Source organism: Trichocoleus desertorum ATA4-8-CV12, from assembly GCA_019358975.1.
In the GTDB taxonomy this organism is placed as follows: domain Bacteria; phylum Cyanobacteriota; class Cyanobacteriia; order FACHB-46; family FACHB-46; genus Trichocoleus; species Trichocoleus desertorum_A.
The window spans coordinates 79,249-105,254 of record JAHHIL010000005.1; the positions used below are offsets into that span (position 1 = coordinate 79,249).

23 protein-coding genes are annotated in these 26,006 nt (G+C 49.5%); 11 read left to right on the forward strand and 12 right to left on the reverse strand.

From position 1 onward, the window contains the following. Positions 1–38 precede the first annotated feature (38 nt). The 3 genes from KME12_07120 to KME12_07130 form a co-directional block, all read right to left on the reverse strand. The gene (locus KME12_07120) at positions 39–467 is read right to left on the reverse strand and encodes a YsnF/AvaK domain-containing protein (protein MBW4487544.1); all 429 of its coding nucleotides are present in this window, start codon (positions 465–467) and stop codon (positions 39–41) included. A gap of 658 nt (positions 468–1,125) precedes the next feature. Then, positions 1,126–2,142: a DUF2382 domain-containing protein gene (locus KME12_07125; protein MBW4487545.1), complete on the reverse strand. Its 1,017-nt coding sequence runs from the start codon at positions 2,140–2,142 to the stop codon at positions 1,126–1,128. A gap of 166 nt (positions 2,143–2,308) precedes the next feature. Continuing rightward, a complete protein-coding gene (locus tag KME12_07130) occupies positions 2,309–3,217 on the reverse strand; it encodes a DUF2382 domain-containing protein (protein MBW4487546.1) in 909 nt (302 codons plus the stop codon). A 354-nt stretch (positions 3,218–3,571) separates the two neighbouring features. Between KME12_07130 and KME12_07135 the strand changes: the two genes are divergently transcribed. After that, on the forward strand, positions 3,572–4,219 hold the full coding sequence (locus tag KME12_07135) for a bifunctional 4-hydroxy-2-oxoglutarate aldolase/2-dehydro-3-deoxy-phosphogluconate aldolase (protein MBW4487547.1): 648 nt from the start codon (positions 3,572–3,574) through the stop codon (positions 4,217–4,219). A gap of 83 nt (positions 4,220–4,302) precedes the next feature. Further along, entirely contained in the window at positions 4,303–4,821 is a 519-nt protein-coding gene (locus tag KME12_07140; protein ID MBW4487548.1) for a L,D-transpeptidase, read from the forward strand. Between the two features lie 38 nt (positions 4,822–4,859). Here KME12_07140 and KME12_07145 read toward each other — a convergent pair whose 3' ends face one another. After that, on the reverse strand, positions 4,860–6,461 hold the full coding sequence (locus KME12_07145) for an Hsp70 family protein (GenBank protein MBW4487549.1): 1,602 nt from the start codon (positions 6,459–6,461) through the stop codon (positions 4,860–4,862). A 353-nt stretch (positions 6,462–6,814) separates the two neighbouring features. Between KME12_07145 and KME12_07150 the strand changes: the two genes are divergently transcribed. Continuing rightward, on the forward strand, positions 6,815–7,057 hold the full coding sequence (locus tag KME12_07150; GenBank protein MBW4487550.1) for a hypothetical protein: 243 nt from the start codon (positions 6,815–6,817) through the stop codon (positions 7,055–7,057). A 125-nt stretch (positions 7,058–7,182) separates the two neighbouring features. Here the strand turns inward: KME12_07150 and hisS are convergent, their stop codons facing one another. The 3 genes from hisS to KME12_07165 are packed head-to-tail and all read right to left on the reverse strand — an operon-like array spanning position 7,183 to position 9,111. Further along, on the reverse strand, positions 7,183–8,487 hold the full coding sequence (hisS, locus tag KME12_07155) for a histidine--tRNA ligase (GenBank protein MBW4487551.1): 1,305 nt from the start codon (positions 8,485–8,487) through the stop codon (positions 7,183–7,185). A gap of 32 nt (positions 8,488–8,519) precedes the next feature. Next, positions 8,520–8,816 carry a hypothetical protein gene (locus tag KME12_07160; GenBank protein MBW4487552.1) on the reverse strand — a complete coding sequence of 99 codons (297 nt, stop codon included), beginning with the start codon at positions 8,814–8,816 and terminating at the stop codon, positions 8,520–8,522. Between the two features lie 19 nt (positions 8,817–8,835). Further along, positions 8,836–9,111 carry a helix-turn-helix domain-containing protein gene (locus tag KME12_07165; GenBank protein MBW4487553.1) on the reverse strand — a complete coding sequence of 92 codons (276 nt, stop codon included), beginning with the start codon at positions 9,109–9,111 and terminating at the stop codon, positions 8,836–8,838. 655 nt (positions 9,112–9,766) lie between these two features. On the opposite strand from KME12_07165, the gene KME12_07170 reads away from it, so the two are divergent. The 5 genes from KME12_07170 to KME12_07190 all read left to right on the forward strand — a co-directional run bounded on the left by KME12_07170 (position 9,767) and on the right by KME12_07190 (position 13,338). Continuing rightward, positions 9,767–10,096, forward strand: coding sequence for a hypothetical protein (locus tag KME12_07170; GenBank protein MBW4487554.1), 330 nt, complete (start codon positions 9,767–9,769; stop codon positions 10,094–10,096). A gap of 80 nt (positions 10,097–10,176) precedes the next feature. Continuing rightward, positions 10,177–10,578, forward strand: a complete 402-nt coding sequence (locus KME12_07175; GenBank protein ID MBW4487555.1) for a DUF4168 domain-containing protein — start codon at positions 10,177–10,179, stop codon at positions 10,576–10,578. 299 nt (positions 10,579–10,877) lie between these two features. Further along, complete coding sequence (locus KME12_07180) at positions 10,878–11,864, forward strand: carbohydrate kinase (protein MBW4487556.1); 987 nt, start codon at positions 10,878–10,880, stop codon at positions 11,862–11,864. Next, positions 11,864–12,352, forward strand: a complete 489-nt coding sequence (locus tag KME12_07185) for a CYTH domain-containing protein (protein ID MBW4487557.1) — start codon at positions 11,864–11,866, stop codon at positions 12,350–12,352. Before KME12_07180 ends, KME12_07185 begins: the two co-directional genes overlap by 1 nt. A gap of 86 nt (positions 12,353–12,438) precedes the next feature. Then, positions 12,439–13,338, forward strand: coding sequence for a branched-chain amino acid ABC transporter permease (locus KME12_07190; GenBank protein ID MBW4487558.1), 900 nt, complete (start codon positions 12,439–12,441; stop codon positions 13,336–13,338). A gap of 60 nt (positions 13,339–13,398) precedes the next feature. Here the strand turns inward: KME12_07190 and KME12_07195 are convergent, their stop codons facing one another. Further along, a complete protein-coding gene (locus KME12_07195; GenBank protein ID MBW4487559.1) occupies positions 13,399–13,536 on the reverse strand; it encodes a photosystem I protein PsaX in 138 nt (45 codons plus the stop codon). A gap of 180 nt (positions 13,537–13,716) precedes the next feature. Beyond that, the gene (gene lipA, locus KME12_07200) at positions 13,717–14,679 is read right to left on the reverse strand and encodes a lipoyl synthase (protein ID MBW4487560.1); all 963 of its coding nucleotides are present in this window, start codon (positions 14,677–14,679) and stop codon (positions 13,717–13,719) included. A gap of 485 nt (positions 14,680–15,164) precedes the next feature. Between lipA and KME12_07205 the strand changes: the two genes are divergently transcribed. After that, positions 15,165–15,731: a response regulator gene (locus KME12_07205; protein ID MBW4487561.1), complete on the forward strand. Its 567-nt coding sequence runs from the start codon at positions 15,165–15,167 to the stop codon at positions 15,729–15,731. Positions 15,732–15,788: 57 nt separating this feature from the next. Here KME12_07205 and recR read toward each other — a convergent pair whose 3' ends face one another. From recR to KME12_07220, 3 genes are all read right to left on the reverse strand, one after another. After that, positions 15,789–16,406 (reverse strand): recombination mediator RecR, encoded by a 618-nt coding sequence (gene recR / locus KME12_07210; protein MBW4487562.1) that lies wholly within the window; start codon positions 16,404–16,406, stop codon positions 15,789–15,791. Between the two features lie 626 nt (positions 16,407–17,032). After that, entirely contained in the window at positions 17,033–18,523 is a 1,491-nt protein-coding gene (locus KME12_07215) for an MBOAT family protein (GenBank protein MBW4487563.1), read from the reverse strand. Between the two features lie 78 nt (positions 18,524–18,601). After that, positions 18,602–21,967, reverse strand: a complete 3,366-nt coding sequence (locus KME12_07220) for a hypothetical protein (protein MBW4487564.1) — start codon at positions 21,965–21,967, stop codon at positions 18,602–18,604. Between the two features lie 388 nt (positions 21,968–22,355). On the opposite strand from KME12_07220, the gene KME12_07225 reads away from it, so the two are divergent. Next, positions 22,356–22,583 carry a hypothetical protein gene (locus tag KME12_07225; protein ID MBW4487565.1) on the forward strand — a complete coding sequence of 76 codons (228 nt, stop codon included), beginning with the start codon at positions 22,356–22,358 and terminating at the stop codon, positions 22,581–22,583. A 264-nt stretch (positions 22,584–22,847) separates the two neighbouring features. Next, positions 22,848–25,976 carry a phosphoenolpyruvate carboxylase gene (gene ppc, locus KME12_07230; protein ID MBW4487566.1) on the forward strand — a complete coding sequence of 1,043 codons (3,129 nt, stop codon included), beginning with the start codon at positions 22,848–22,850 and terminating at the stop codon, positions 25,974–25,976. Positions 25,977–26,006 lie beyond the last annotated feature (30 nt).

Genomic DNA, 26,006 nt, shown 5'->3' on the forward strand with positions numbered 1-26,006 from the left:
CTCTTTTTATGATTTGATTTTATTTTTGTGATTTGGGATTAATGAGCGGAGTACTGCGCGAGCCAGTTAGCGTAAGTTTCTTGCAGCTTTGGATCGGATAAGATGATTTCAACTTGGATTTTTTCGCAGCCATGCCGATGAGTTTTAGCGATCGCATCCAGGAACTGGCTGGCTGCACCAGGGGAAGTGAACTCACCGCGAACCACAGACTGTTGATTGTCAGCAGTCATCACGTTGGCTAGCTCCACCGCGCTCAGGTCGCCTTGGCTCAAATCAATTTCTGCAAGTTGCCTACGTTCTGGGCTGAGTTGCTCCACAATTAGTTTTTCGCGGCGTACTGGAACTTCCACAATTTGAGTTTCGACGGCTTTGCGGACAATCACTTCGCCGATTTTATGCTTGCTACGGTCTACAACGAGGCGTTCTTCTAATAAGCGAATGGCTTCTTCTTCGACAACCCGAGTCATGGCTGTGTCATCGATGCGATCGTCTTCAATAGGAAGATCTAGAGGATTTTGATTTGGGGTTGAATCGGTGAAACTTTCCATAGGGTTTGGGATTGAATTAGAACTTTGGGGAGAATTGGGGCTACTCGCTTCAAAAGGTAAGGCCACAGGTTTGGAGGGTAAAGCTGAGGATTGAGCACCCACTGGGCTAGATAGCGAGGATTCGGACAATTGGGCGATTTCCGCTGCGCTCAGATGAGTCAGCACTGAACGGTTGGCGGAGTCAATACTGTGGATGGATTTGCTAGTTAACAAAACTAGGCGGAATCCTTTATGCGCGTCTGGTAGAGAAACCACAAACTGAAGTTGGCGATCGGATGTGAGCTGCACATCTCGTACCTCACCCACTAACTCGCCTTGGCTATCTCTCACCGCAAAATTTTTCAGTTTGTGGCGTACTTTATTAACTAAAGTATCGAGACGAGCTTGTTTGCTATCAGGTTTGGATTGACCTGGAAATAGTGAATTATTCATAAAACACCCGTTGAGTGATCAAGAAGTAAAAAATTAAAATTCGGGTGAAAAAATGCAGGCAGAGCTTAACATTGCCCTACCTGCACCGTTTGGTTGGCGCTTCCTCTAGTTGAGTCATATCTATAACTCAGACGAAGCGGTTAGTTTAGCGGCGATCGCGAGGAGAGCTACCTGGGCGGTTATCTCGAATAGAACGGCCTTGAGTATCGATGTCCAGTTCTTCGCGACGAATTTTGTCTTCGGCGGTAACAGTATCACGTTCGACCTCTTTGCGAATGTTGACCTGCTCTCGCACAAAGGCTTCCTTATGCACGTCTGCTGTTTCTTCGTAAACTTCTACCCGGGCAACTTCACCTTCGCGGAAGTCAGCAGCTCCAGGTGTCACAGAAGTGCCAACTTGAGTCGGGTTGGTGCGCTGAATGACCACTCGTTCCCGCTCGACAGGCACCGCAACTCTAGCAGTCTCCGTTTCGACATGCTTGCCAACAGAAACTTCTCCCGCTTTGCGACGGTGTTTGTTAGCGACCAATCGCTCTTCGTATAGCCGAATCGTTTGGTGATCCTGCTCGTTCATATTGTAGAGAGCTGGTTCTTGGTGGTAATCGTAAGCTGGGCGGGTAGTAGGAGCTACTGGACGAGTTTGGTCACGACCTCTTAGAGCCGCACTATCTACCGGAATAGAAGCTTCGACGGGTGCAGGCTGACTCTGTTTATAAAGAGTGCTACCTGCTGTGTAAGTCCGTTCTACCGGAACAGAAGCTTCGAGAGGAGCAGATGCCTCAAGGGGGACTGAGGACTCTAACGCAGGGCTACGGTAAACACCACGAACTCGTTCTTCGTAGTCGTAGTCCACGGTCATGCTGTCGTTATACTCAGGCAAGTTTTCTGCCTGTTGTTTCGTCAAGCCAACCGTGTAGATCCGCTGAGCCTGTGGATCGCTACGGAAGCGACCTACAGGAAGCAATACTTTTTTGCCAAAAATCCAAAAACCTGTGTCTACAACCAAATAACGAAAATGACCTTCTTCATCAACTAGAACGTTGTGAATGCTGCCAATCTTCTCGTCCTGCTCGGTGTAGACATCTAGTCCTTTGACATCGTTACCGTCAAATAATTCTTGACGGTAGTCAGGATAGAAATCATCTAGTTTGTAGAGAGCCATAGACTTGCTCCTAAAAGGTTAATGTCAGCGATCGCCTCACCCCAATTTGGTTTAGAAAAGGCGATCGCTAGATTTGCGAAAAAATGCAGGCAGGTCAAGCCTCCCTGCACCCTTGGTATTGAATCAACTTAACGGCCTATCAGTGGCCTAGAAGATTCAGGCTGATTTAACGGCGATCGCGGTTGGTGGTTCCTTGGTCGATAATGCCGCGACCTGCATCATCAATGTCTAACTCTTCACGACGGATCTGCTCTTCGGCGGTCACTGTGTCTTGCTCAACTTCCTTGCGGATGTTGACTTGCTCTCGGACAAAAGCTTCCTTGTGTACGTCGGCTCTTTCTTCGTAGATATCGACGTGAGCTACAGTGCCTTCTTGAAAAGCAGCGTCTCCAGGTGCAACTGGAGTACCAGCACCAGTCGGAGTGGTGCGTTCAATGACGACTCGCTCTTTTTCTACAGGTACAGAAACTCTGGCAGTTTCGGTTTCAACGTGCTTACCAACTGTGACTTCTCCAGTCTTCTGGCGCTGTTTGTTAGTAACCAACCGCTCTTCATACAACCGTAGAGTCTGATGGTCGCGCTCGTTCATGTCATATAGCGTGGCATCTTGCTTGTAGTCATAGGTGTCACGGTTGAAGGGCACATTGCCAGCGGTGCTAGCCGTACTCGCGGTGCTAGCAGCAGTACTACCTGTCTGGGCAGTACCAGTTCTACCAGCTGCCATCGGACGGTAGACTCCCCGGACATTTTCTTCGTAGTCTTGATCGATTTTGAGATCGTCGGTGAATTCGGGTAAGTTTTCGACTTGTTCTTTGGTCAGGCCGCTGACGTTGACGCGACGCTGAGAGTAGTCAACTTGAGCCAAACCAATGGGAAGTAATACTTTTTTGCCTAAGACCCAAAAGCCTGTATCAACGACGAGGTAACGGAACTTACCATCACGTTCATCTACCAAAACGTCATTAATTGAACCAACTTTGTCATTTTGGGCGTAAACATCTAAAGATTTGATGTCATCACCGTTGTTGTGGTCTTTGTAATCTGGATAATAGGTTTCAAGTTTTGTGAGAGCCATGAATGCTCCTCCTAAGTAATGTTTAAAACAACTTTGCATTCACCTCCCAGGTTAGGAAGCTGTGAGTTGAAGTTCATCTCCCGGATGGCTGACCTAAACGAAGTTCTTTCTTCTGAAAACTAATTAAAATTGTGATCCATCTACAGTTGGGAGTAATGAATACAAGCTAGTGTCCTCAAGGCTTAGCAAATCTATTGGTGATAAATTTACAAATGGGATCAAATTGGCTTTTCGACACAAGTTGGTACGCCGAAAGAGTGAGTGTAGAGTGATAGTTCCTTAAATTGAATGAGGCTTAGGCAAATTTGAAAAACTTTTGGCAGCGAAATTGCCTGAGTGAAATTATCAGAAAATATGTCTGAGCATTTTTGGTTATCAACCTTAAAACAAGAACGGGCGATCGCGGTCATTCGTGCTCCTACGTTTGAGCTAGGTCAACAAATGGCGTGGGCAGTGGCGGCAGGCGGTATGCGATTAATTGAGATCACTTGGAATAGCGATCGCGCTCCCGAGCTGATTGCGGCTCTGCGCTCTGAGTTACCCAACTGCTTAATTGGTACAGGTACTTTGCTAAATCGTGAGCATTTGCAGTCTGCGATCGCCGCTGGAGCGCAATTTTTATTTACGCCGCATGTGGATTTTGGCTTGATTCAATTGGCTTTACAGCAAGGCGTACCGATTGTGCCTGGGGCTTTGTCGCCAACCGAAATTGTGACGGCTTGGCAAGCTGGAGCTAGTAGCGTCAAAGTATTTCCGGTTCAGGCAGTCGGGGGCGCTAGCTATATTCGTAACTTGCAGGGGCCATTGGGTCAGATTCCTCTCATCCCGACGGGTGGGGTCACCCTTGAGAATGCCAAAGACTTTTTGGCAGCAGGGGCGATCGCCGTAGGCTTATCGGGTAATTTATTTCCAGTGGCAGCGATTCAAGCAGGTAATTGGCAAGCGATCGCCCAACAAGCAAGAAATCTGCGCCAGCAAGTTGCAAATGTCTCGATTTCATGATTTATGGTGAACATAGAAAAATAGCCATCCGGGTGCTTTATCTATTGGCAAATATTCCTCTCGTTTTTTAGGAGGCTATTAGGATGGGCAGTATTACCCAATTTAAAGGGGAGCAACGTTGGCACCGAATTTGGTTGAGTACGGCGTTGGCATTAGCGGTGTTGGGGGTAGAACCTGCCTTTACGGCAAAGGTTGCGGCTCAGCAGGCAGGCCCACTCGTGACCAAAATGCAGGCGTTGCGTCAATCGGATCAGCGGTGGATTGAAATTGATCTCTCATCCCAGCGCTTGATTGCTTGGGAAGGCCAAACTCCGGTTTACGCCATTATCGTTTCTACGGGGAAGTCCTCAACTCCTACTCGTACAGGGGCTTTTGCCATTCAAACCAAGCATCGTCAAGCGCGAATGCGAGGGGCTGATTACGATATTTCTGACGTGCCCTACACCATGTATTACTCTGGCAACTACGCGATTCATGGTGCTTATTGGCATCACAGATTCGGGACACCAGTGAGTCATGGCTGCGTCAATGTGGCCGTGAACCACGCCAACTGGCTATTCGACTGGGCGACGGTGGGTACCTCAGTAGTCGTACATTCTTGAGATTTGGCTAATTAGATTTGGCTAATTTTAACGATCGCTTAGCTGAGTTGCACCACAACTTGGTCATCGAGCAAGGTTTGATTCATCAGCAAATCTTCGACGGTGATCCGCAGGAAACGCTGAGCATCAACTTGGAACAAAATCTTAATGCGATCGCTACCTGGATATCCAGGCGGTGTGAGTTGAGCGATCGTCCGGGCACCTTCGCGGTCGTTTAGGGGTTGCACTTGGGTTTGACCACCCGCTAAGCTCCGAGTCACCAAGCGATCGCCATCAAAGTACACTTCTGTACCACCTGACTCAGACCCCATTTCGCCCAAAATCAGTTCAATGCTGGGTTGTCCCTCTGCGGAAGCTCCTAGTACCAGTTCTATAGGGTCTGTCATCGGATAAGGTTGGCCCGATTTGACGATCGGGTGCCAGTTGTGGCAGTTTTGGCGACGGTCCCAGTAGCGCACACCATAGCTGTGGTAGAGGAAATCTTTGAGTTCTACCCCTTGATTCAGTTGCAAGGCTCCTTGAGCGATCGCCTCAAAGGGTTTGGAGGAGCGGATTTTGGCAATATCAAAATACTGCTGCACCCAGGTTTGCACGGCGGGGATTTGCGCGGTTCCTCCTACCAGCAACACGCCACTGATGTCCTCAATTTCGATGCCCTGTTGTCTGGCTTGGCGTAGCACTTGAGTCATGCTGTCATCCAGGCGATCGAAAAACTGATTTTCCTGCAAGATTGATTCAAAGCGATCGCGATCGAGGGCTAATTCATAACTCTCGAAGGTTTCGTCGTTAAAGTAAACTTCGTTGGCTTGAGTTTGGAGCGATAGCTGGATTTTTAGGCGCTCTGCTAAGCGGGTGGTGAGCGGGGTTTTTGCGAGTCCCTGAGTGGCTGCAAAGTAATCAACTAACCAGTGATCAATATCGGCTCCACCCAAATTTTGACCTGCTTTGGCTAGAACGCGAGCTATTTTGGGTCGTTGGCTAGTACTGTCAGCCAGGGATTTCTGACCCCACTGCAAAATGAAGCCCAAAGGCTTGTTATTGGGTTGTTTTCCTAAATCTAAACGCACTAGCGAAAGGTCTAGGGTACCGCCGCCAAAGTCAACCACCAGCAGAATTTCTTGATCCGCCAGTCCATAACCCAGTGCTGCCGCCGTGGGTTCATCCAGCATCCGGACTTGCTCAATTTGTAGCGATTGGCAAACTTGTCCGAGCCAGTTGCGGTACACCTCGAAGCTGTCTACTGGCACCGTAAACACCAGTGATTCTTTAACTTCTGGATAACTGGTTTTGAGTTCTTCAATGATGTGAGCTAGAAACCAAGTACCTGCTTGATCAAAGGTGACTAGCTGACCATCCAATTCTGGGACAAAGCCTGAAATGGGGGAGCCAATCCCACGCTTAAAGTTGCGGAAAAAGCGAGGATCGCTGCTGAGGTCGAGGCCGCGATCGCGGACTGCTTGCCCCAATACCATTCGATTCTCAGCAGCATTTTCTACGTAAAGCAGGCTAGGAATTAAAGGCGGATTTTGCCCCAACTGAAATGATAAGCCTGGTAAAGCGAGGGTTTCTGGCTGTTGCGTAGCGCGATTCCAACGAGCGACAACTGTGTTGCTAGTCCCAAAATCAATTGCAATATCCATTCAGTCTCTGTTCCCGATAGGGAGATTCCACAAATCCGGTGAAGTTGAACCGAGGCAAATTTTATCTCAATTTCTGCTCGGCTGGACTCTCTACCAGGGTTGGAGTCTACGCAGATATCTAGTTATCTCGGCTCTAATGAAGCTGGATTTGGCCTTCGGTAAGGTAAGCCCGGATATAGGAGAGTCGTAGTTTTGTTGTTTCCAATGTATATCCCTGGATCTATGGCAAGTGTAAATGACATTTCTTAACATAGTAGTAACAACGGCCATGAGGTTGTCAGTCGTCCTCAAGTAGCAGTGCCGCTGTTTTCCCACCCAGTTAGTTAGGAAACGGCCCCATCATGAATAACGGCATGGATAACGGACGTTCTACAGACGATTTCATGGGCACTCTTAAGAATGGAATTTGGCTCTTAGGAGTTTCTTCCTGGTTATTCGGTATCACTGATAGAAGCATTGCTTCTCTTGCAGATGGCTACCTGTCCGCCATTGACCTGATGCAGCTCTTGACAGCTAGCTTTTTCTTTCTGAGTTGGTTATTTCTCAAGCCTGCTTCTTTCAAGCTATTGCCTTGGGCACCCGTGAACCGAACTTAAGAATAGTGCAGTCAAAATGCTGTGTAGAACTGTGCGCACTAACCAAGAAGGGTACCGATCGCCAAATCAGCACCCTGAAGTTACGTCTTGTTTGCCAGTAGCTACGGTAGCTCGTTCAAAGTCAACTATTTAGTTGCTTCTACGTGAGCACGTGTTCTTAACTCTGCAATGCGCTGCTTCAGCTCGTCAGGACTATTTAGCAGTTCTGCTTGGGCGATCGCCTGTTGTTCTCCGGAAACCAACCACTTAATTTGAACGGTTTGGTTCTCTGCCTCGGTGTCTCCCAAAATTAAGCAAGCTAATGCTCCGCTGCGATCAGCCCGTTTGAGCTGTTTACCAAAGGCACTACCACTTAGGTCTAGCTCCGCTGCAAAGCCAGCCTGACGCAGTTTCTGAGCTAAAACCAAAGCTTGAGCTTCAGCGCGATCGCCCCGTGACACTAAGTAGAAATCTAGTGTTGATTGAGGGGCTGCACTCAATTGTTGTAGCAGCAACACCAAGCGTTCTAGCCCGATCGCCCAACCCACTGCTGGGGTGTTAGGGCCGCCCAACTGGGAAACTAAGCCATCATAGCGACCTCCGCCACAGACTGTTGCTTGGGCACCCAAATGAGTAGACTGAATTTCGAAAGCGGTGTGAGTGTAATAGTCTAAGCCCCTCACTAGGCAAGGGTTGAGTTGATAAGTAATGTTTAAGTCAGTTAAAAATTGCTGAACTTGATCAAAGTGGCGCTTAGACTCAGATCCTAAATAATCCAGGATGCTAGGTGCGTTTTGCGCGATCGCCTGAGTTTTGCCATCCTTACTATCTAGAATTCTGAGTGGATTGCGCGTCAAACGATCTTGAGAGTCGGAGTCTAGCTCTTCCTTGTAGGGAGTGAAGTAAGCAATTAAGGCATCCCGGTACTGCTGACGATCATCTGCATTACCCACCGAGTTGAGTTGTAGGTGTAGATCAACCACACCTAGGGTTCTGAGAATATCTGTAGCGATCGCTATTACCTCCGCATCAGCGCGGGGGTCTGCACTACCTAAAACTTCTACCCCAATTTGATGAAACTGGCGTTGCCGTCCTGCTTGAGGGCGTTCGTAGCGGAACATGGGGCCAGTGTACCAGAGGCGCTGTACTCCACCCTGTGCGTGCAGGCTGTGTTCAATAAAAGAGCGAACCGTCCCAGCCGTGCCTTCGGGTCGCAGCGTCATTGAGCGATCGCCGCGATCCTTAAAGGTATACATTTCCTTGCCGACTACATCGGTCGCTTCGCCAATGCCCCGCTCAAACAGCTCTGTTTGCTCGAAGATCGGGGTGCGAATTTCTTGATAAGCAGCGCGACTGAGAATCGTCCGAGCCGCCGACTCTATTTGTTGCCAGTATTTAACTTCGTCCGGCAGAATATCACGGGTTCCGCGTAATGCTTGAATCGCGCCCATTCCCTCTCAGGTTCCAATTACAAAAAGTATTGTCAATCTTGCTGGGCTTTCCAAGCACCATAGCGATCGCTATAGTAGGCCAAAATCTGATCAATCCGTCGTCGCATTGCTCGACTCAGCTCAGGTTGGTCACCTTCCGGTGGATACTCTAACCACAAGCCGCCCACCTGACTATAGGTGTAATCAAACTCTTTGGCTGATTGAGGGATCAGTCCCGCTTTGACTCCACTAACCTGATGGAGGTGAGCCACAATTTCTCGGTATACAGCTAGGGGTAAAGTGGGATTGTAAAATTCATGCCTTAACTGTTCCTGATTAGCAGCTTGCATTTTTGTCTAAAACTTACGTTTAACTAATTACTTCGTCGTTGGCAGAAGGTAAAGGGCAGCAGTTCACATTATTGAGGCAAACCTTACCCCACTGTAATGCCCACATAACGAGTGCTACTCGGTTCTCTGTAGCGGTTTTAGTCAAAATATTACTGATATGGTTGTCAACCGTGCGTTTGCTAATGGCCAATTTTTCTGCGATTTCCTGGTTAGTCAAGCCAGCAGCCACTAGTTCAATCACTTGCAACTCTCGGTCTGAGAGGACTCCGTGGTTCTGAGACCCGACACCAGACATAACCTATCCCTATCCGTGTATATTTACTTATTCCTACTCTAATTCTAGAGGTAATTTTCATAAACACCCCAGTTTCAGAGGGTTACATGACTAATTTTTGATCTCTCCTCCTAAAGAGGGGCAAACGGCTGCAAGCATATAACAAAGCGAATAATCGTGAACTCGCGTAAAGTTCTTTCAAATTTTTACGGCGATCGCTCGAAGAAACTTGAATTTATGGTGAGGAAAGCACCAGTGTAGCGGTTGATACACTGGTGCTTTCCGATGTTTTTTTACTCTAGATGAGGTAATTTAGAGTAGGAACTTACCAAGTGTCATTTAGTTTCCCCATCGCCTAGGTGTTTAACCTACTTCGATGTTTGTTTAGTTCCCTGCCGTAACGTGGCCTTCCTAAGGTGTGTGTCCTGGTCTTGGTGAGTTGATTTAGAGTAGTGAGTCGCTATTGCGAGTTTGCGATCAGTTGATTGCAAAACTTAGGCTTCTACCTAAAAACCGTCAGTGGGTTCTTCCGCTGTTTTCGCAAGCTTGAATTCAATGAAATTGGAGGTTCAAGGCTCCTGCCGTTAACCTTTTGATTTCAATAAGCATCCATATTTAAAGAATTTTTTAACTCCAATGCCAAACGCTACATTCTTGCCTGAGGGTAAACGTTTTTATGCAACCATTGGTCGTCACTGAGCAGCAAAGTTCCTCGTACTTCAAGTTTTGGCACAACGATGCCGTGCATGAAGGCATGTGCTACAGCAATGAGCTATTTCGTCACTTTCGAACTTTTAGTACCCATCGGCGCAATCATGCCTACAGCTTAGGCTGTGCTCTTGCGCAACGAGGTATCCAGGCAGTTATTACTTGCATCAGCGATCGCAATACGGCCCCTGCTGACCAACGTTACATTCTCTGGATTAGCCTACGCTCTCCCTGGCCCGAATATGAACCATCCTTGGCAGAGCCACTCACTCCTAGCTTAGTGGGCGCTGTATCCTGATCTGGCTTTCCCGCGTTATGACGTGCGGCTGGATGCAACTTTTACGGAGTTTTGTCCGGGCTAGATTACTGGCCTTGGTGATGGTCGTGGTTTTGCTAATTTCTGTGGAGAGCATACCCGCGATCGCCTGGGCAGAATCATTATCCGCAGCTTCCGAGGGGCTAGAACTATCGACAGAGCCCTCTGCATCTAGTCGCACCAGCCCAGACTCAAACGATATTCCGTCCGAGAAGGTGAATCAGTTTGTCCATGCTTTTTTGCAAGTACTGGATCTGATTGAACGCCGGGAAGGTGAGCTACAGGGAGCCGAAACTGAATCCGAATCTCTGCAAGTTCAACGCGATATAGAAACTGAAGCCCTAGAAATTATTGCGACCGTAGGACTCACCAAAACCGAATATCTGCAACTATTGGGCTTAGCCAATACAGATTCAGAATTTGGAGAGCGGGTGGCAGCTCAGATCCAGGAGGCCACTGATTAAGCTCTGACCCGCGAGAAAAGTGAAATTCGCCCCTTTGACATCCTCACCACCCTAGAAGTGCGGTGATTCCCAAGCCTCACGACTTAAGTTTTCTGCTCGTGCTAGAAGCACGGGGTTTCAGACCCAATTTTCTGATGATGATAGGCGTCTAGGGTGGTTCCTGACAGTCGGGTCTGTTACTTGTATAAGGCTCTAACTTAGCTCAGTTGCAGTTTCTTGGGAAAGCGGCAATTTGGCTAAAGACCGCTACTAAAAGGCGGTGTTTGATAGGCTTGGAGAAATGAAGAAGGAGTGTTGGTGTGGTTCACCCGCGAGTCCTCTGTCTTGGCGAAATTTTATTTGACTGCTTGGCGAATCAATTGGGGCGATCGCTAGAGCAAGTAGAGTCTTGGACTCCCTATCCTGGTGGGGCTCCAGCTAACGTCGCTTGTGCGCTGGTTAAGCTCGGCACCACAGCTGGGTTCGTCGGCTGTGTCGGTCAAGATGAGCCAGGAGCCAGTTTGGTTCAACTGTTGCAAACTGTGGGCGTGGACACCAGGGGAGTGCAGCAGCATCCCACCGCTCCTACGCGCCAAGTTTATGTGTTGCGTTCAGAGACAGGCGATCGCATGTTTTCTGGCTTTGGGGATCTAGATACGGCAGAATTTGCCGATACTCACCTGCAAGCTGACCAGCTACCAGTTGAGCTGTTTGAGGCAGCTGATTTCTTGGTGTTAGGCACCTTGGAGCTAGCCTACCCAGAGAGCCGAGCCGCTACAGAACGGGCTTTGCAGTTAGCAGAGCAGCATTATGTCAAGACTTTAGTGGATGTAAACTGGCGACCCATGTTCTGGCCTGATCCAGAAATTGCGCCTGCCATGATTCAAGATTTGCTAAAGCGAGTTGATTTTCTCAAGCTCGCGGACGAAGAAGCGGAGTGGCTATTCGGCACTAGTGATCCCGGCGCGATCGCCCATCGTCTGGGGAACACCGAGAGTGTGCTAGTGACGGCTGGAGCCAAGGGCTGCGCTTATTACTTGGGCGGGAATGAAGGTCACTTAAACGCCTTTGAGGTGGAATCAGAAGACACGACAGGCGCAGGTGACAGCTTTGTCGCTGGGTTTCTGCATCAAGTGGCTCAAAATGGGCTGCAAAGCCTCAGCGATCCCGAAACAGCCAAAAAGGTCGTCACCTACGCCAGTGCGGTTGGAGCTTTAACCACCACACGACCAGGCGCGATCGCCGCTCAACCGACCCCAGCAGAAGTTGAGGCATTTCTTTACCTCAATCAACAACTATCTGGCTAATGGCTACTGAAATCGAACGTAAATTTCTCGTTAAACCGGAAGAGTGGCAGCAATTCCAGCAGCGCTCTGATCCCACTTTGCTGAGCAGCACCCGCTATCGCCAAGGCTACATTTCTTCTAGCGCCACTAAAACGGTGCGAATCCGAATTGCGGGCGATCGCGGTTTCATCACGATCAAAGGCCCCACGGTTGGCTATTCTCGCTCGGAGTTTGAGTACAGTATTCCGCTAGCCGACGCAGAAACCATGCTCAATCATCTTTGTGAGCCGCCTCTAATCGAAAAAACTCGCCATAAAGTTGCTTGGGACAACTTAATTTGGGAAGTGGATGAGTTTGCTGGCGACAACCAAGGGTTAATGGTGGCGGAAGTTGAACTGAGCGATGCGGACCAAGCTATTACCTTACCCAATTGGGCTGGCGAAGAAGTTTCCCATGACCCTCGTTATTACAACGCTAATCTAGCCAAGCATCCCTTTAATCGTTGGTAATTGAGATTGGTGGCTGAGTTAGCTTTGCAAACGGCTCTGGTTTAGGGACAATCAGAGCGATAGAACATGTGACGGTTACCCAAACTATGCATTTATTGGCTCAGCTGTCGGGTCAGCTCCTCAGTCAGCAGTTGGCTCAACTCCTTGTGAATGGCATTGCAGTCGGCTCCATCATTGCTCTGGCAGCTGTCGGTCTGACACTCACCTATGGAATTTTGCGCTTAGCTAACTTTGCCCACGGTGATTTTCTGACGCTAGGAGCCTACCTCACGCTCTTAGCTAACGGTTTTGGGCTTAACATTTGGCTGGCCGTAGTCCTGGGCGTGGTCGGGACTATTTTGGCAGTGTTGCTCATCGAAAAACTGTTGTGGTCGCCTATGCGCGATCGCCGAGCTTCTTCCACCACCCTAATCATCATTTCCATTGGTCTAGCCCTATTTCTTCGCAACGGCATTATTTTGTTCTGGGGCGGTGGGAATCAAAACTACGACCTACCAGTCGCCTCTGCCGTCAGCCTTTTTGGGATTCGAATTGCTTACTATCGCCTGATTGTTGTGGGGCTAGCGATTTTAGTGATTTTGGGCCTGCACTACCTCTTACAAAACACCAAAATCGGTAAAGCGATGCGAGCTGTGGCGGATGACATCGATTTAGCCCGGGTGTCGGGAATTAACGTAGACCAAGTCGTAATCTGGACTTGGGTGATTGCGGGTAGCCTCACCGCCTTGGGGGGTGGCATGTACGGTCTAATTACCGCCGTGCGTCCTAACATGGGCTGGTTTCTGATTTTGCCCATGTTTGCCGCAGTCATCCTAGGCGGGATTGGTAATCCTTATGGCGCGATCGCGGGTGCTTTGATTATTGGGGTGGCCCAAGAAGTTAGCACTTACTGGCTACCCACCGAATACAAGCTAGGAGTAGCTTTATTAATCATGGTGCTAGTGCTACTCGTGCGGCCACAAGGCTTATTTAAGGGCACAATTTGAGTAACACTAGCGCCTAACCTAAGTAGACCAAAACCGAACCAAAGCAGAAGTCTGAGACCACTAAGGGTTGATCGCACGGAAGTAAATAGCTGCAACCAAGAAATTGCCAGCTAAGAGAACCAAGCTAACAATAGTGCGGTATGGATAAGGGGGCTTAGACTCATCCACAACTGCTTTGGTTTTAACAGATGATTTCATTGATTGAGCGTTCATTAAACAAGCTCCTTGTGTAACTCGACTGTGTCTGTGTAACTCTACTAAACAGAGATACCAAAGAGCCTGGGTCGAACACACGCGCCAGTAGGAAGATTTTATTTTGCTTTAGCGAAGATTTTTCTCAATCCCGCGAGGGACTTCCCTACTAAACCCTTAGGCTGGCTAAACCGCTTCCCCAGCATGGTAAGAACTACGCACTAAGGGGCCAGAGCGCACATGAGAGAACCCCATTTCACGGGCGATCGCCCCTAAGTGCTCAAATTCTTCGGGAGTCCAATATCTTTGGACGGGTAAGTGTTCTAGAGATGGGCGCATGTATTGACCCAGGGTGAGGCGATCGCAATCAATGGCCCGCAAATCCTTCAGGGCCTGTATCACCTCTGATTCGGTTTCGCCATGCCCCAACATTAAGCCAGACTTGGTCGGAATCTGGGAGTTTAGCTCTTTCACCACTTGCAGGACTTGCAGCGATCGCTCATACTTTGCACCACGTCTGACTGGGCCTTGTAAGCGCTTCACTGTTTCAATGTTGTGGTTGTAGCAAGCAGGCTGAGCCGAAACCACTTTAGCAATTCGCTGCCGCTGCATCTCTGCTGCCTCTAAATCAGCCGCTCGGCCACCCCAAAAATCAGGGGTCAGCACTTCAATTTGAGTTTTGGGGTTCGTTTTGCGAATCGCTGCCATCGTAGCTGCAAACCAACTCGCTCCTTGATCGGGCAAGTCATCTCGCGCGACTGAGGTCAGTACTACATACTCTAACCCTAGTAACTTAACTGATTCAGCAATTTTCTTTGGTTCCTGAGGGTCAAGTGGCATCGGGGCATGGCCTTTATCCACCTGACAAAAGCCACAGGCACGAGTACAGATAGGCCCCATCAGCAGGAAGGTTGCCGTTTTTTGGGCGTAACACTCTCCCCGATTCGGACAGCGTCCCTCTTCGCAAATTGTGTGAATCTGCCGCTGCTTGATAATCTTTTGAACCGTAGAAATCTCACTAGCCTTACCCACCGGACGCCGGAGCCATTCGGGCATGCTGGTAATCTCAGCTCGACGGGTAGCAGCAGATGGGGTCGGTAAAGTTGGCTGTAGGGTTGGTTGTAGGGTTGGCTCTACTTCGGCAGGCATAAAACTTGGGTGGCTCCAGCCAGGGGTTAGCGAGTTCAGGTCGTCTGATTACAAATTCTAGAACTTGTTATCGAAATTGCAATTTTGACTTTTCGCGTCACTGATAATAGCGGCAGTCACCAAAACGCAATCTATGCGAAAGTCAACGGTAGCGCGATCGCTTTTGCTTTTAGATTAATTTTGGGGAGATTTTGGGCATATTAGAATGCCTGTCCTGTGCCAACATCACCAGACAGGTGTTTAACCCAGCCGAAATTAGAGTAATTTCACTTGCAGAAGCTACGCTGGTTTATGGTGTCATAGAATTACCACTATGCCTGTACTCAACATCACTTGAGTGATGTATACCAAATTTCTCTACTTAACTGTGCATTGATTAATTCTTCACCTAAGGTTATCCTCCGACAGGATCAAACAGCAGGACGGTCGAGAAATAATAATCCAAATCTTCACTAAACCTTGAGTCACCCCCTAAGGAGTCAGTTGTGGCAAGTCACAAGATCCTAGTTATCGATGACAGCAGAGTCATCCGGATGCGAGTGCGAGATATGTTACCCAAAGGTAACTTTGAAGTTCTCGAAGCAAAAGATGGGGTTGAAGGTCTTAACTTAATCCGGCAAGAACGGCCAAACCTGATCATGCTAGACTTTCTGCTACCCCGGATGAGTGGCTGGGAAGTATTTCAACAGATTCAGAATCAATCCGATTTACAAAGCATTCCCCTCGTGGTGATGTCAGGGCGTCGCGAAGAAGTGACCGAGAAAATCCCTGAGCCTTTTGAGTTTTTCGAATTTATTGAAAAGCCTTTTGAGCAGAAAGAGCTAATTGAAGCGATTAAGGCCTCAATGGCTAAAGCAAAACTGCCACGGGTACAACCAGCCCCCGCAGCCGCAGCCCCCACAGCAACCGCAGCAGCACCTACAGAGTCAGGAGCATCGGCTGCTGAGATTCAAGCGCTGAATGAGAAGATTGCCAAGATGCAGACAGAAATTGATGGGCTGAAGAAACAACTAACGCAGATTGTCACCTTCATTAAGCAAAAGCTGAAGTAGTTTATGGCAGGTGGGTGAGGGGCGATCGCCTACCGTTTTAGTGCCATAAACTTACTTCTAGTCCAACTCTCGTCGGCCCTCTAGTGCCCTTGCCAACGTCACCTCATCGGCATACTCTAGGTCGCCCCCCATTGGCAAGCCAAAGGCAATCCGAGTCACTTTTGTAAACGGCTTCAATAGCTGGCCGACGTAGAGGGTGGTCGTTTCACCCTCAATACTAGGGCTAATGGCTAGAATGGCTTCTTGAACCTTATCCTGGCTGACTCGCCGCACCAATTGATGGATGTAGAGTTGGTCGGGGCCAATTCCATCCATCGGTGAGATCAAGCCGCCTAATACGTGATACTTACCGCGATATTCTCGGGTTTTTTCGATCGCAATCACATCTCGTGAATCGGCTACGACACAGAGCGTAGTGCGATCGCGATTTGCGGTGCGACAAATTTCACAAACAGGTTCAGCCGACAGGTGAAAACAGACAGAACACAGGCCAATCTGTTGCTTTGCTTCCATCAAAGCTTGAGCAAGTGCTTGGACCTCTGTTTCTGGACGTTTGAGAATATGTAAAGCGAGCCGTTGCGCGGTTTTAGGCCCCACACCTGGTAAGCGTTGTAGTTGCTCAATTAAGCGAGCTAAGGGACGTGCGTAAACCGTGGGACTGCCTCCTAAATTCATCCAAGCTCAAATCATAACGGTTGCAGTTGCTCGACTCACAAAAATTCTGGCGATCGCTTGTGAGTGAAGCTCAGGCCGCAAAAGGTACTCACCTCGTCCAGGTAGCCTCTTGTAACGTCACCCGATTCTATTTCTAGCCTAATGAAAAAAGCGCCCTCTGTGTGGAGAGAGCCTTTAACTTGCTTGGATGTATTGAGATGAAGCAGTTAAGGGGGCCAAAACCTGGCTACCTAATATATAGGTTTAACCTAATTTCTCTCCTCAATGTTGTTAAATAATGTTCGTTCCTTGGGAGTGTTCAACTACAGAGTAATTAATTTTTGTAAAGGAATTTTGGTATCATAATTATTTGGTTTTTTCCGCAGCTAGAGTCTTGTCGAAGCAATCATAAAAAGATTCTAAAGCCGCTACCTACAAGCCTTGGGTAATGAATGGGTAGATTAACCCTAGCCTGGGAGCCAGAAGTTAGCGAAGATGATTGTACAAATAAAAAACAAATAAAAGCCGCCAGCGACTTACATAAATTAGCTGGCATTTAATAAACAGAAGCCCTGATCAATTTGACCAGGGCTTCCTTGTTTTAAAGTTGCTTTTAGCGCTTCATTTAGAACCCCCTAGGGATGGCTCTAGAAGTCAAAGTAGATGTAGGGCAGACTGCCTTGAGGGGCTAGCAACCAAACTAGGTAGAAGCTAATCGGGACTAGCAGCAGTTTTAGCGGCCAATTGATTTGTAACTTCAGGCCTCGGCTAAAAGCATAGGCAATGCCCATTAACGCCACAATTAACCACAACAATAGGGCGATTTGAGGTCGCTCCATTTTTAACCCTTCTATATAAATCTTTTGGGTAAATTGGGCATCCGCTGTGTGACCCCAAAGATGTTGCACCACCCAAAGCGAGTCTTTTAAATTGGGGAGGCGGAAGAAAATCCAGGCTGTAAACACCATCAGTTGCGTAATCAACCAAGCAGTAACCCCACCCGGAATGCTGAGCCAGAAGGTTTTGAGTGCAGGGACGCGATCGCTATAAGCCTGTGTGAGTCGATGCACCACCAAAGCCAGCCCGTGGATGGCTCCCCAAACCACAAAGCCCCAAGCGGCTCCGTGCCAAATTCCCGCGATCAGCATCACAATCATCAGGTTGAGGCAGGTTCGCTGTAATCCTTGACGGGAGCCTCCGAGCGGAAAGTAAAGGTAGTTCCGCAGCCAGTCCCCCAGAGTCATATGCCAACGTCGCCAAAAATCGGCAATGCTGGTGGAGAGGTAGGGAAAGTCAAAATTTTGTGGCAGGTTGAAGCCGAGCAAAATGGCACTGCCTCGGACAATATCAACGTAGCCGCTGAAATCTAAATAAAGTTGCAAGCCGTAGGCAAAAGTGGCGAGCCACAAGTCACCGCTACCCGCCCGCTGGATATTCCCAAAACAAAGATCGACAAAAGTACCAATGTTGTCGCTCAAAAGCCCTTTTTTGAGCGCACCACAGGCAATCAGCCAGATCCCTTCTACTATCTGATCTGGCTTCGGAAACCGCTGTGCTTTAAATTGGGTGGCGAACAGGTGAAACCGGGTAATCGGCCCAGAAATCAACTTGGGAAAAAACAGTTTATAAGCAGAGAACTTGAGAAATTGCTGGGTGGCGGGAGCACCGCGATAGACATCGACCAAGTAGGCAATGCACTCAAACGTAAAGAAGCTTAGTCCTAGCGGTACTACTAGGTTTGCGTCTAGCCAACTAGCATTTTGCTGCGCAGCGGCCCAATTTAGCCCACCTCCTAGGCTGGAGAGTAAGAAAGGCACGTACTTAAAGCCCACTAGCAGCAGGACATTGGCGATGATGCCAAACCACAATAACTGAGCTCGACGGCGATTCCAATCCTGTTGCGCGAACTGCCAGTCTTCAATTCGCCAATCGGGTGGCTCACCGATCGCTTGCCCAACCCGAAAATTTAGCCACAAACTCGCAAACAGCAGGGGAATATAGACCACCTGCAAGGAGGCATAAAACACCAAGCTAGCAATCAACAGGGTCCACAACCGCCACCACGGTTCCCGAACCGACCAGTAAATGCCGAGAATGATGAGCAGAAAGAGTCCGTAGGTCAGCGAAAGAAAGGTCATGGGTAGGAGCAGAACCAACTGGGCCGAGGATACGACAGAATTGTCCCATCAGAAATGGCTATCTGGGACTGGCAAAGTTTAGGGGGTGTTAGCGGTTGAAGTTTGCGATCGCGGCCAAGGGATTAGGGGGTCTTGAGCCAAGCGGCTTGAGACTTCGTAGGCTCCGTAGCGATTCAGGTGACTAGGGTCAGAAAAATAGTCATTTTCAGCAGGCCAAAGCTGACTCAAATCTCGAAAGACAAATCCATTCTCAGTGGCTAGCTGGAGCATCTGCTGGCGAAACTCAACTTCATGCTCCATCCGGACAGCATCTAAATAGTCTTGGGTCAGGGGTAGGTTCACAAAAACTAGGGGGATGTCTTGGGCTTGGGTAAACTGCACCAAAGACGTGAGGGCCTGCATTTGCTTGCCTTTCAACTCAAATGCATCATAGTCGCTATCGTAGTCTCCCGAAACTTTGGCGTATTTCTGATAGTAAGTCGCGGGATTAAACCGCAGAGACAGTGGCAAGAAACCATCAAAATCGATTGCATAGAGGAGTGAATCTGCTTCAACTCCCTCAGCATTAGGCGAGGCTGATTTTGCCGCAAATTGGCCTTGAGTCGCCAGTAATTCCTCTAAAGTTGGATTTTGCTTCAACACACCTGACCATTGTTGCTGCAATAACTGTTTCAGTTGATCGCGCTGGGCATAGGTTGCCGAAAAGGTACCCAAGGATTCATTCATCCATTGGTTCAAGGCTTGATAACTAGCTGCCAAAGAAGTGCCAACAGCCTGGTTGGTATCAGAGGGCGTCCCTGCTGGAGTTGCAGTACTCAGGTTGTTTGTGGCGACTGAAGTTGCAGCGCTCGAAGCCGCACCATTCGGTGTATCAGGGATCTTACCCGCCAAAACTTGCCGATACCCTTCAGAAACAGCGACCGCGTTGTAAGTAATGTCAACTCGACCGCTGTTAAACGCTCGCGCCCCATCCGCCCACACAATCAGCTTCGGCATCTGGTCAGGCGTGAGCACCTGGCGCAAAATGACATCTACAACTTGAGCGGTCGCTCCATTTACCCCAAAGTTAAACACACTCAAGCCAGCGTAACCTTGAGTGGCCAAAGCTTTCTGGAGGGCGGCGGGGTCAATGCCTCGCAAGGCTCTGGAACTTCCTATAACCAAGATGTCGGGGGGGCCAGATTCCGCGAGACGCTGATAGTAAAGGGCTAACTTTTCATCTAATTGACGACTGTTGAAGGTGGGATAAGGCGATCGGGCTGCGGCCAGAATAGCAGCTGAAGTGGCAGTCGTTTTTAGCGGTTCTGCGGGTAAAGGTTTGGGGGCGATTCCACTGCCATTTGCCAAGGCTTCTACTGGAGTAATTGATTCGGTAAAGCCAGATGCATTAAAGACTTTTTGATCATTCCCCTGAGGTTTCTTGAGCGATACCGGGGGTTTAGGCACAGCTAAGGGAGGACGTGGTCGGGTGGCCGCAGATTTCGTAGCTACAGACTCTTGAGTGGCCGATCTTTCTGCCGATCCTTCTACCGCTCCTTTAGCGGATGCAGTTGTGGGCCGAGCATCTACCGAGGCTACATTGGTTCTCACTTGAAGAATTTGCCCCAAGACCCAGTCTGCTTGCAGGGTTAACAGCAGACCTAAGGTACCCCAAACAACAGCCACTGCTGTTGCCTTATAGCTGCCTTGCTGCCCCAAAGGTTGATCGTTGGGCAGGAATAACTGCGATCGCAGCAAAATCTGTTGCAGCGTTTGAGTTACGCGCTGGGTCGTTTGGCTGACTGCTGCCTGTAGGGCTTCAGAAGTTAGCTCAGGGCGTAGACCAATTTCGTTGGGTTGGGTTAATAACTCATTGACATAAGCATCTGAAGCGGCAAACTCTGGAGTGGCTTCTGGTACGAGGCGATCGCGGGTAGCAAAGTCAGCGCCATAACTCCACAATGGACGCTTCTGACCTGCGCGGCGGCCATACACCCGAATGCCTGCTACGTGAGAAATCTTGAGTTGCCGCACAAATTTAGCGACGGTTTGCCCCACCTGCTTTTGCTTGGGGCAAACGGGCGCATCGCTCATGATGTGCAACAAATCCTCTCGATCTAGGACTTGAATGCGTACTCCTCCAGTCGCCAAGCGCCGATCGAGGTTGGGGTTGAGTAGGCGACTCAATAAAAACTGCAAGGCAGGGCGATCGCCTTGTTGCGCCAATACCAGCGCTGAGTCTGTTAATGCGCCATGTTGAGCCGCAGGTAAGTTGAGCCAATCTACCCAAGCAGGCGCTTCCTGACCCGCCACCTGCCCGTAAAGAGTGGCTGCATGAATCCCTTGGGGTGCTAAAGCTTCCAGTAAAGTTGAAATTGTCGGGACTACCGTTGCTCGGCTGGGCGCTTCACTCGTTTTTTTGCCATCCGAGTTAGCAATACTACAAAGTAGATGCAGGGTTGATTCTTTTAGCTCTGCTACCACTTCAATTTTCTCTACGGCCAGGGGGCGATTGAGGAGGCGGGCGATCGCTTGTACATCTCCCCAACGCGCCCAGTCTTTGAGCATTTCATCGGGAGGGGTTAAGTCAACCTGCAGCCGCCAATCGGGTCGAGCCTCACCGCTGACCTGACTAAAAACTAGAGCGTCTCGAAAACTATCTAGTTCCAAACCTCGGAGCTTTTGCGCGATCGGCTCGGCGAGAGTCGCAGGATCGGGGCTGTAGGGTGCTTCACAGATAATCCAAAGCCGCTGGTTGCGATGCTGGTGATCGGTGGCAGCATCAGGCGTACAGGGAATCGCCTTAGCCGTTACTTCAACCGCAACTCCCATTGCTCCCAGGGTTTCACTCAAATAACGAGCGATCGCCTCTGGTTTACCTTGCTTTGCTAAAGTGCGGTTGGGAACCAAGAGGGCTGTACCTGCTGCCGAGGCAGAGCGAGGAGCTGTAGGGGCAGGAGCTTTGGGTTGAGTTGCTGTTGGCGAACTTGCCAGTTTATTAGAGGGTGGTCTATTGGCTTTCTGAGTCGTAGGAACTGCTTTGAGCGCAGTCGTGGCTGAGTCACGGGATTGTAGAGGCGGTTGCCGTAAGGCAAAGCTAGAGAGATCAGGAGGTGGGGGTTGGAGATGCTTCAGCTGTTCTAAATGCTGATCGAGCTGGTTGAGATAGATGGGCTCTGACCAACTAGGGCGATCGCTCCCTAAGCCACGACCATAGAGGAAAATCTGGTAAATCGGATGTGGATCGGGAGGCAGCAAGGCAGCCAAATCTGCTTGAGCTAGCGCTTCTACCACGCGACTCATCACGACAGCCGAGTCCGGAGGTTGCGGTCCTTCACACAGAATATGGAGGAGATTTCCGCGCAACCTAACGTGGACCCGTACGCCATGCAAATTAATGGCACGGACAACCCACTGTGCGATGACGGCCTGACGACCTGAAGCCCGTTCATTTACATTCACCATCAAAGCCCCGACCCGTTGGATTGATTCAACTGAGCAGCCCGCCTTTTACGAATAACGCCCTCTGGCCTGGTTAAACCCCTAAGTTTGGTTAAACTTCTAAGACAGATGCGATCGCTTCCAGAAACGTTATACTGACGAAGACTATCTCATCCTAAGACGCTGTGCAAATACCAGCTTAAGTCTTTTATTACTAGAGTATTACTAGAGCAATACCAAGCTCCAAAAGTGGCTGAGGATTGCTAAAAAAGCTTTACAACTGGTTTGTCCGTCTGACTATAACAGGGTGAGCTTTGACGCAGCGTACCACATGCTAGTTAAGACTAGTAAGCCGCCTCAACCTGACAGTTTTCCAACTCAACGCTTGATTAGCAGTCTGTAGGGCCTTGCTATGCCATCCACCTCAAAGCGACCTAACCCTGATCGATCCAGAGCCAACCCTAACCCCTGGTTGAGCTTAGCTACTGGCCCTTTACTTATAGCCTTGTTGGGCGGTAAAGCCTTAGCCGAGTGGATGCAAGAGTTGGGGCAGATGAGTGAGGAAGTATTTAGAGGCGATCGCCTACCCCCTATAGACTTTCCAACGCCTCATCCAGCTAACTCCGAAATTTCTGAGTGAACTTTAAGTCACTGGAATTCTGATACTATTTTTTAACTCTAAAATCTAGCGAGTTCTCGTTATACTGCCTGAGATTGGTCTCAATAACTACTTGAAGTTAGTTTGCCAGACTGCCTGAAGAAAGCGACAGCTCTCAATGCTAGTAATGAACTGAAACAAGCGAAAGATTGGGGTAGAGTCAGGCTTTATTGACGCTAAAACCCCCAAAACTAGAGCTTAACCCATAAAATTGTTGAGTATTTTAACTGCGCTGGAACAGACTCCATGAGTTCAACCTTCCATTCGTCAGATGATGCCTACAGCTCTGTAGCCATGTCGGCCCCAGAGGCATCACAAACAATGGCTGTGAGCACTACCTCAGAGCTGTTTCCGCATCAAAAAACGCCATTTCCCCTACGCGAACGCCTAAAAGTCGTGGAAGACTTGTGGGAATCGGTGCTACAGCAAGAATGCGGTCAAGAGCTGGTGGACTTGTTAAATCAACTGCGGGCCATGTGTTCGCCGGAAGGACAAGCCGCCAATGCTTTGGAACCAGAGGTGTTAAAGGTCGTCGAAAAGCTCGACCTCAACGAAGCGATTCGGGCCGCTCGTGCTTTCGCGCTGTACTTTCAATTAATCAATATTGTCGAGCAGCATTACGAGCAGCGGGGCCAACAGCAACAATATCGAGCTGCGTACGAGGGGGGTGGATCGCAAAATAGCGATCGCTCCCAAGACTTAATCGCCTCGCTCATGGGCGAACCCCTCGAACAGCCTGCTGCCGAGCCACAACTAGATTTACAGGCCAATCTCCTAGAAAAGAGCCTGCAAGAAACCAACCCACCCCGCCGAGAGATGGGGACATTTCACGGGCTGTTTCCCAAGCTACGAGAACTGAATGTGCCCCCGCAGCATATTCAAAGATTGATTGATCAATTGGATGTGCGTCTGGTCTTCACTGCGCACCCCACCGAGATTGTTCGCCATACGATTCGGGACAAACAGCGACGGATTGCCAAAATTCTGCGCCAGCTCGATCGCATTGAGGAAGGTGGTGATGCAGCCAACCTCGTTTCTTCCTGGGAATTGGAAGCCCTGCGAGAACAACTGACTGAAGAAATTCGGCTTTGGTGGCGTACCGACGAGTTGCACCAGTTTAAGCCCACGGTCTTGGATGAAGTGGACTATACGTTGCACTATTTCCAAGAAGTGTTGTTTGATGTGATTCCTCAGCTCTATCAACGCTTCAAACGGGCGCTTGACACTTCTTTCCCGCGTTTGCGTCCGCCTCAGCATAGTTTCTGTAGATTCGGCTCTTGGGTTGGGTCAGACCGAGACGGCAACCCTTCTGTTACGCCTCAAATTACTTGGCAAACGGCCTGTTACCAGCGCAACTTAGTTCTAGAAAAATACCTCCAGTCGGTGCGGCGGCTCACCAACTTATTGAGCCTCTCGTTGCATTGGTGCGATGTTTTACCTGACCTGCTGGAATCTCTAGAACAGGACCAAATGCAACTGCCTGACGTGTATGACCGATTGGCCATTCGCTATCGCCAAGAACCGTACCGCCTCAAGCTTGCCTACGTCCTCCAACGCTTAGAAAATACTCAGGCACGCAACTCCCGCTTGCAGACGGGCGATTATTTGCAAAACGAAATTCTAGAGAGCCAGCCTGCCAATACCTATCGCTCTGGGGCTGAGTTCTTAGCAGAACTGCAACTGATTCATCGCAACTTGACCGCGACGGGGCTGAGCTGCCGCGAGCTAGAGAATCTGATTTGTCAGGTGGAGATTTATGGTTTCAACCTGGCTCATTTGGATATTCGTCAAGAAAGCTCCCGCCACTCAGATGTGTTTAACGAAGTGGCAGAATATCTGCAAATTCTGCCCAAGTCCTACAACGACATGTCAGAGGCACAGCGATCGCTCTGGCTTGCTACTGAGTTGCAAACGCGGCGACCGTTGATTCCAGCCGAGCTGCCCTTCTCCGAAAAAACCTGCGAAATTATTGAAACCTTCCGGGTCGTGCGGAAATTGCAGCAGGAGTTTGGCCCTGAAATTTGCCAAACCTACGTGATTAGCATGAGTCACGAGGCTAGCGACTTGCTAGAAGTGCTGCTCTTGGCCAAAGAAGCAGGACTTTACGACCCCGCTACGGGTATGGGGACGCTTCAGGTTGTGCCTCTGTTTGAAACCGTGGAAGACTTGAAGCAAGCGCCCTCGGTGATGCTAGATATCTTTGAACTGCCTTTGTATCGGGCTTTTCTGGCAGGGGGCTATGTAGCAGCAACCAACCCAGAGCTGATGCTGCCGATGCTGCAAGAGGTGATGTTGGGTTACTCGGACAGCAACAAAGACTCTGGCTTCCTCAGCAGCAACTGGGAAATTCATAAGGCTCAGCAAGCATTGCAGCAGATTGCCGAAACCTACGGAATTCATCTGCGGATCTTCCACGGTCGGGGTGGATCGGTCGGTCGCGGTGGCGGCCCTGCTTACGAAGCGATTTTGGCGCAGCCCGGTCGGAGCGTCAACGGTCGGATCAAGATTACCGAGCAGGGAGAAGTCTTAGCTTCTAAGTATTCTTTGCCCGAACTGGCGCTCTTTAACTTGGAAACCGTCACGACTGCGGTGATTCAAACCAGCTTGCTGCGGAACGGGTTTGATGACATTCAACCCTGGAACGAAATTATGGAGGAACTGTCTCGGCGATCGCGGACCCACTATCGCGCTTTGATCTACGAGCAGCCAGACTTTGTTGACTTCTTCCACCAAGTCACCCCGATCGAAGAAATTAGTCAACTGCAAATCAGCTCTCGGCCAGCGCGTCGGGGCGGCAAAAAAGACCTGGGCAGTTTGCGGGCTATTCCTTGGGTGTTTAGCTGGACTCAGAGCCGTTTCTTAGTCCCATCTTGGTATGGGGTCGGCGCTGCTCTAGATCAATTTTTACAAGAGGAACCAGAAGAGCATCTGAAGCTGTTGCGCTACTTCTACTACAAGTGGCCTTTTTTCAAGATGGTGATTTCTAAGGTGGAAATGACTTTGGCCAAGGTGGACTTACAAATTGCCCACCACTATGTAGGAGAGCTGTCAGAGCCAGAAGACCGTGCCCGATTTGAAGCTTTGTACGAGCAGATCGCTAAGGAATACCACCTGACACGAGATTTGGTGCTAACTATCACGGGTCATAAGCGCTTACTGGATGGTGACCCAGAGCTACAGCGATCGGTGCAACTTCGCAATGGCACGATTGTTCCGCTGGGATTCTTGCAGGTTTCTCTGCTCAAGCGTTTGCGCCAGCATCGTAGCAGCTCTACTACTGCCATTATTCGCTCCCGCTATAGCAAGGGAGAACTGCTCCGGGGAGCTTTGCTCACCATCAACGGCATTGCTGCGGGTATGCGGAATACGGGCTGATCTAGCTGAGCTAAAAAGCTAGGCTGAATT

What these genes read in the sequence shown, in the direction of transcription:
- KME12_07160 (MBW4487552.1), bottom strand. Translation starts at nt 8,816, where the DNA reads ATGCAAGCTGCTAATCAGGAACAGTTAAGGCATGAATTTTACAATCCC.
- KME12_07130 (MBW4487546.1), bottom strand. Translation starts at nt 3,217, where the DNA reads ATGGCTCTCACAAAACTTGAAACCTATTATCCAGATTACAAAGACCAC.
- KME12_07215 (MBW4487563.1), bottom strand. Translation starts at nt 18,523, where the DNA reads ATGACCTTTCTTTCGCTGACCTACGGACTCTTTCTGCTCATCATTCTC.
- ppc (MBW4487566.1), top strand. Translation starts at nt 22,848, where the DNA reads ATGAGTTCAACCTTCCATTCGTCAGATGATGCCTACAGCTCTGTAGCC.
- KME12_07150 (MBW4487550.1), top strand. Translation starts at nt 6,815, where the DNA reads ATGGATAACGGACGTTCTACAGACGATTTCATGGGCACTCTTAAGAAT.
- KME12_07145 (MBW4487549.1), bottom strand. Translation starts at nt 6,461, where the DNA reads ATGGATATTGCAATTGATTTTGGGACTAGCAACACAGTTGTCGCTCGT.
- hisS (MBW4487551.1), bottom strand. Translation starts at nt 8,487, where the DNA reads ATGGGCGCGATTCAAGCATTACGCGGAACCCGTGATATTCTGCCGGAC.
- KME12_07185 (MBW4487557.1), top strand. Translation starts at nt 11,864, where the DNA reads ATGGCTACTGAAATCGAACGTAAATTTCTCGTTAAACCGGAAGAGTGG.
- KME12_07225 (MBW4487565.1), top strand. Translation starts at nt 22,356, where the DNA reads ATGCCATCCACCTCAAAGCGACCTAACCCTGATCGATCCAGAGCCAAC.
- KME12_07120 (MBW4487544.1), bottom strand. Translation starts at nt 467, where the DNA reads ATGACTCGGGTTGTCGAAGAAGAAGCCATTCGCTTATTAGAAGAACGC.
- KME12_07170 (MBW4487554.1), top strand. Translation starts at nt 9,767, where the DNA reads ATGCAACCATTGGTCGTCACTGAGCAGCAAAGTTCCTCGTACTTCAAG.
- KME12_07135 (MBW4487547.1), top strand. Translation starts at nt 3,572, where the DNA reads ATGTCTGAGCATTTTTGGTTATCAACCTTAAAACAAGAACGGGCGATC.
- KME12_07140 (MBW4487548.1), top strand. Translation starts at nt 4,303, where the DNA reads ATGGGCAGTATTACCCAATTTAAAGGGGAGCAACGTTGGCACCGAATT.
- KME12_07220 (MBW4487564.1), bottom strand. Translation starts at nt 21,967, where the DNA reads ATGGTGAATGTAAATGAACGGGCTTCAGGTCGTCAGGCCGTCATCGCA.
- KME12_07175 (MBW4487555.1), top strand. Translation starts at nt 10,177, where the DNA reads ATGGTCGTGGTTTTGCTAATTTCTGTGGAGAGCATACCCGCGATCGCC.
- KME12_07125 (MBW4487545.1), bottom strand. Translation starts at nt 2,142, where the DNA reads ATGGCTCTCTACAAACTAGATGATTTCTATCCTGACTACCGTCAAGAA.
- recR (MBW4487562.1), bottom strand. Translation starts at nt 16,406, where the DNA reads ATGAATTTAGGAGGCAGTCCCACGGTTTACGCACGTCCCTTAGCTCGC.
- KME12_07165 (MBW4487553.1), bottom strand. Translation starts at nt 9,111, where the DNA reads ATGTCTGGTGTCGGGTCTCAGAACCACGGAGTCCTCTCAGACCGAGAG.
- lipA (MBW4487560.1), bottom strand. Translation starts at nt 14,679, where the DNA reads ATGCCTGCCGAAGTAGAGCCAACCCTACAACCAACCCTACAGCCAACT.
- KME12_07190 (MBW4487558.1), top strand. Translation starts at nt 12,439, where the DNA reads ATGCATTTATTGGCTCAGCTGTCGGGTCAGCTCCTCAGTCAGCAGTTG.
- KME12_07195 (MBW4487559.1), bottom strand. Translation starts at nt 13,536, where the DNA reads ATGAAATCATCTGTTAAAACCAAAGCAGTTGTGGATGAGTCTAAGCCC.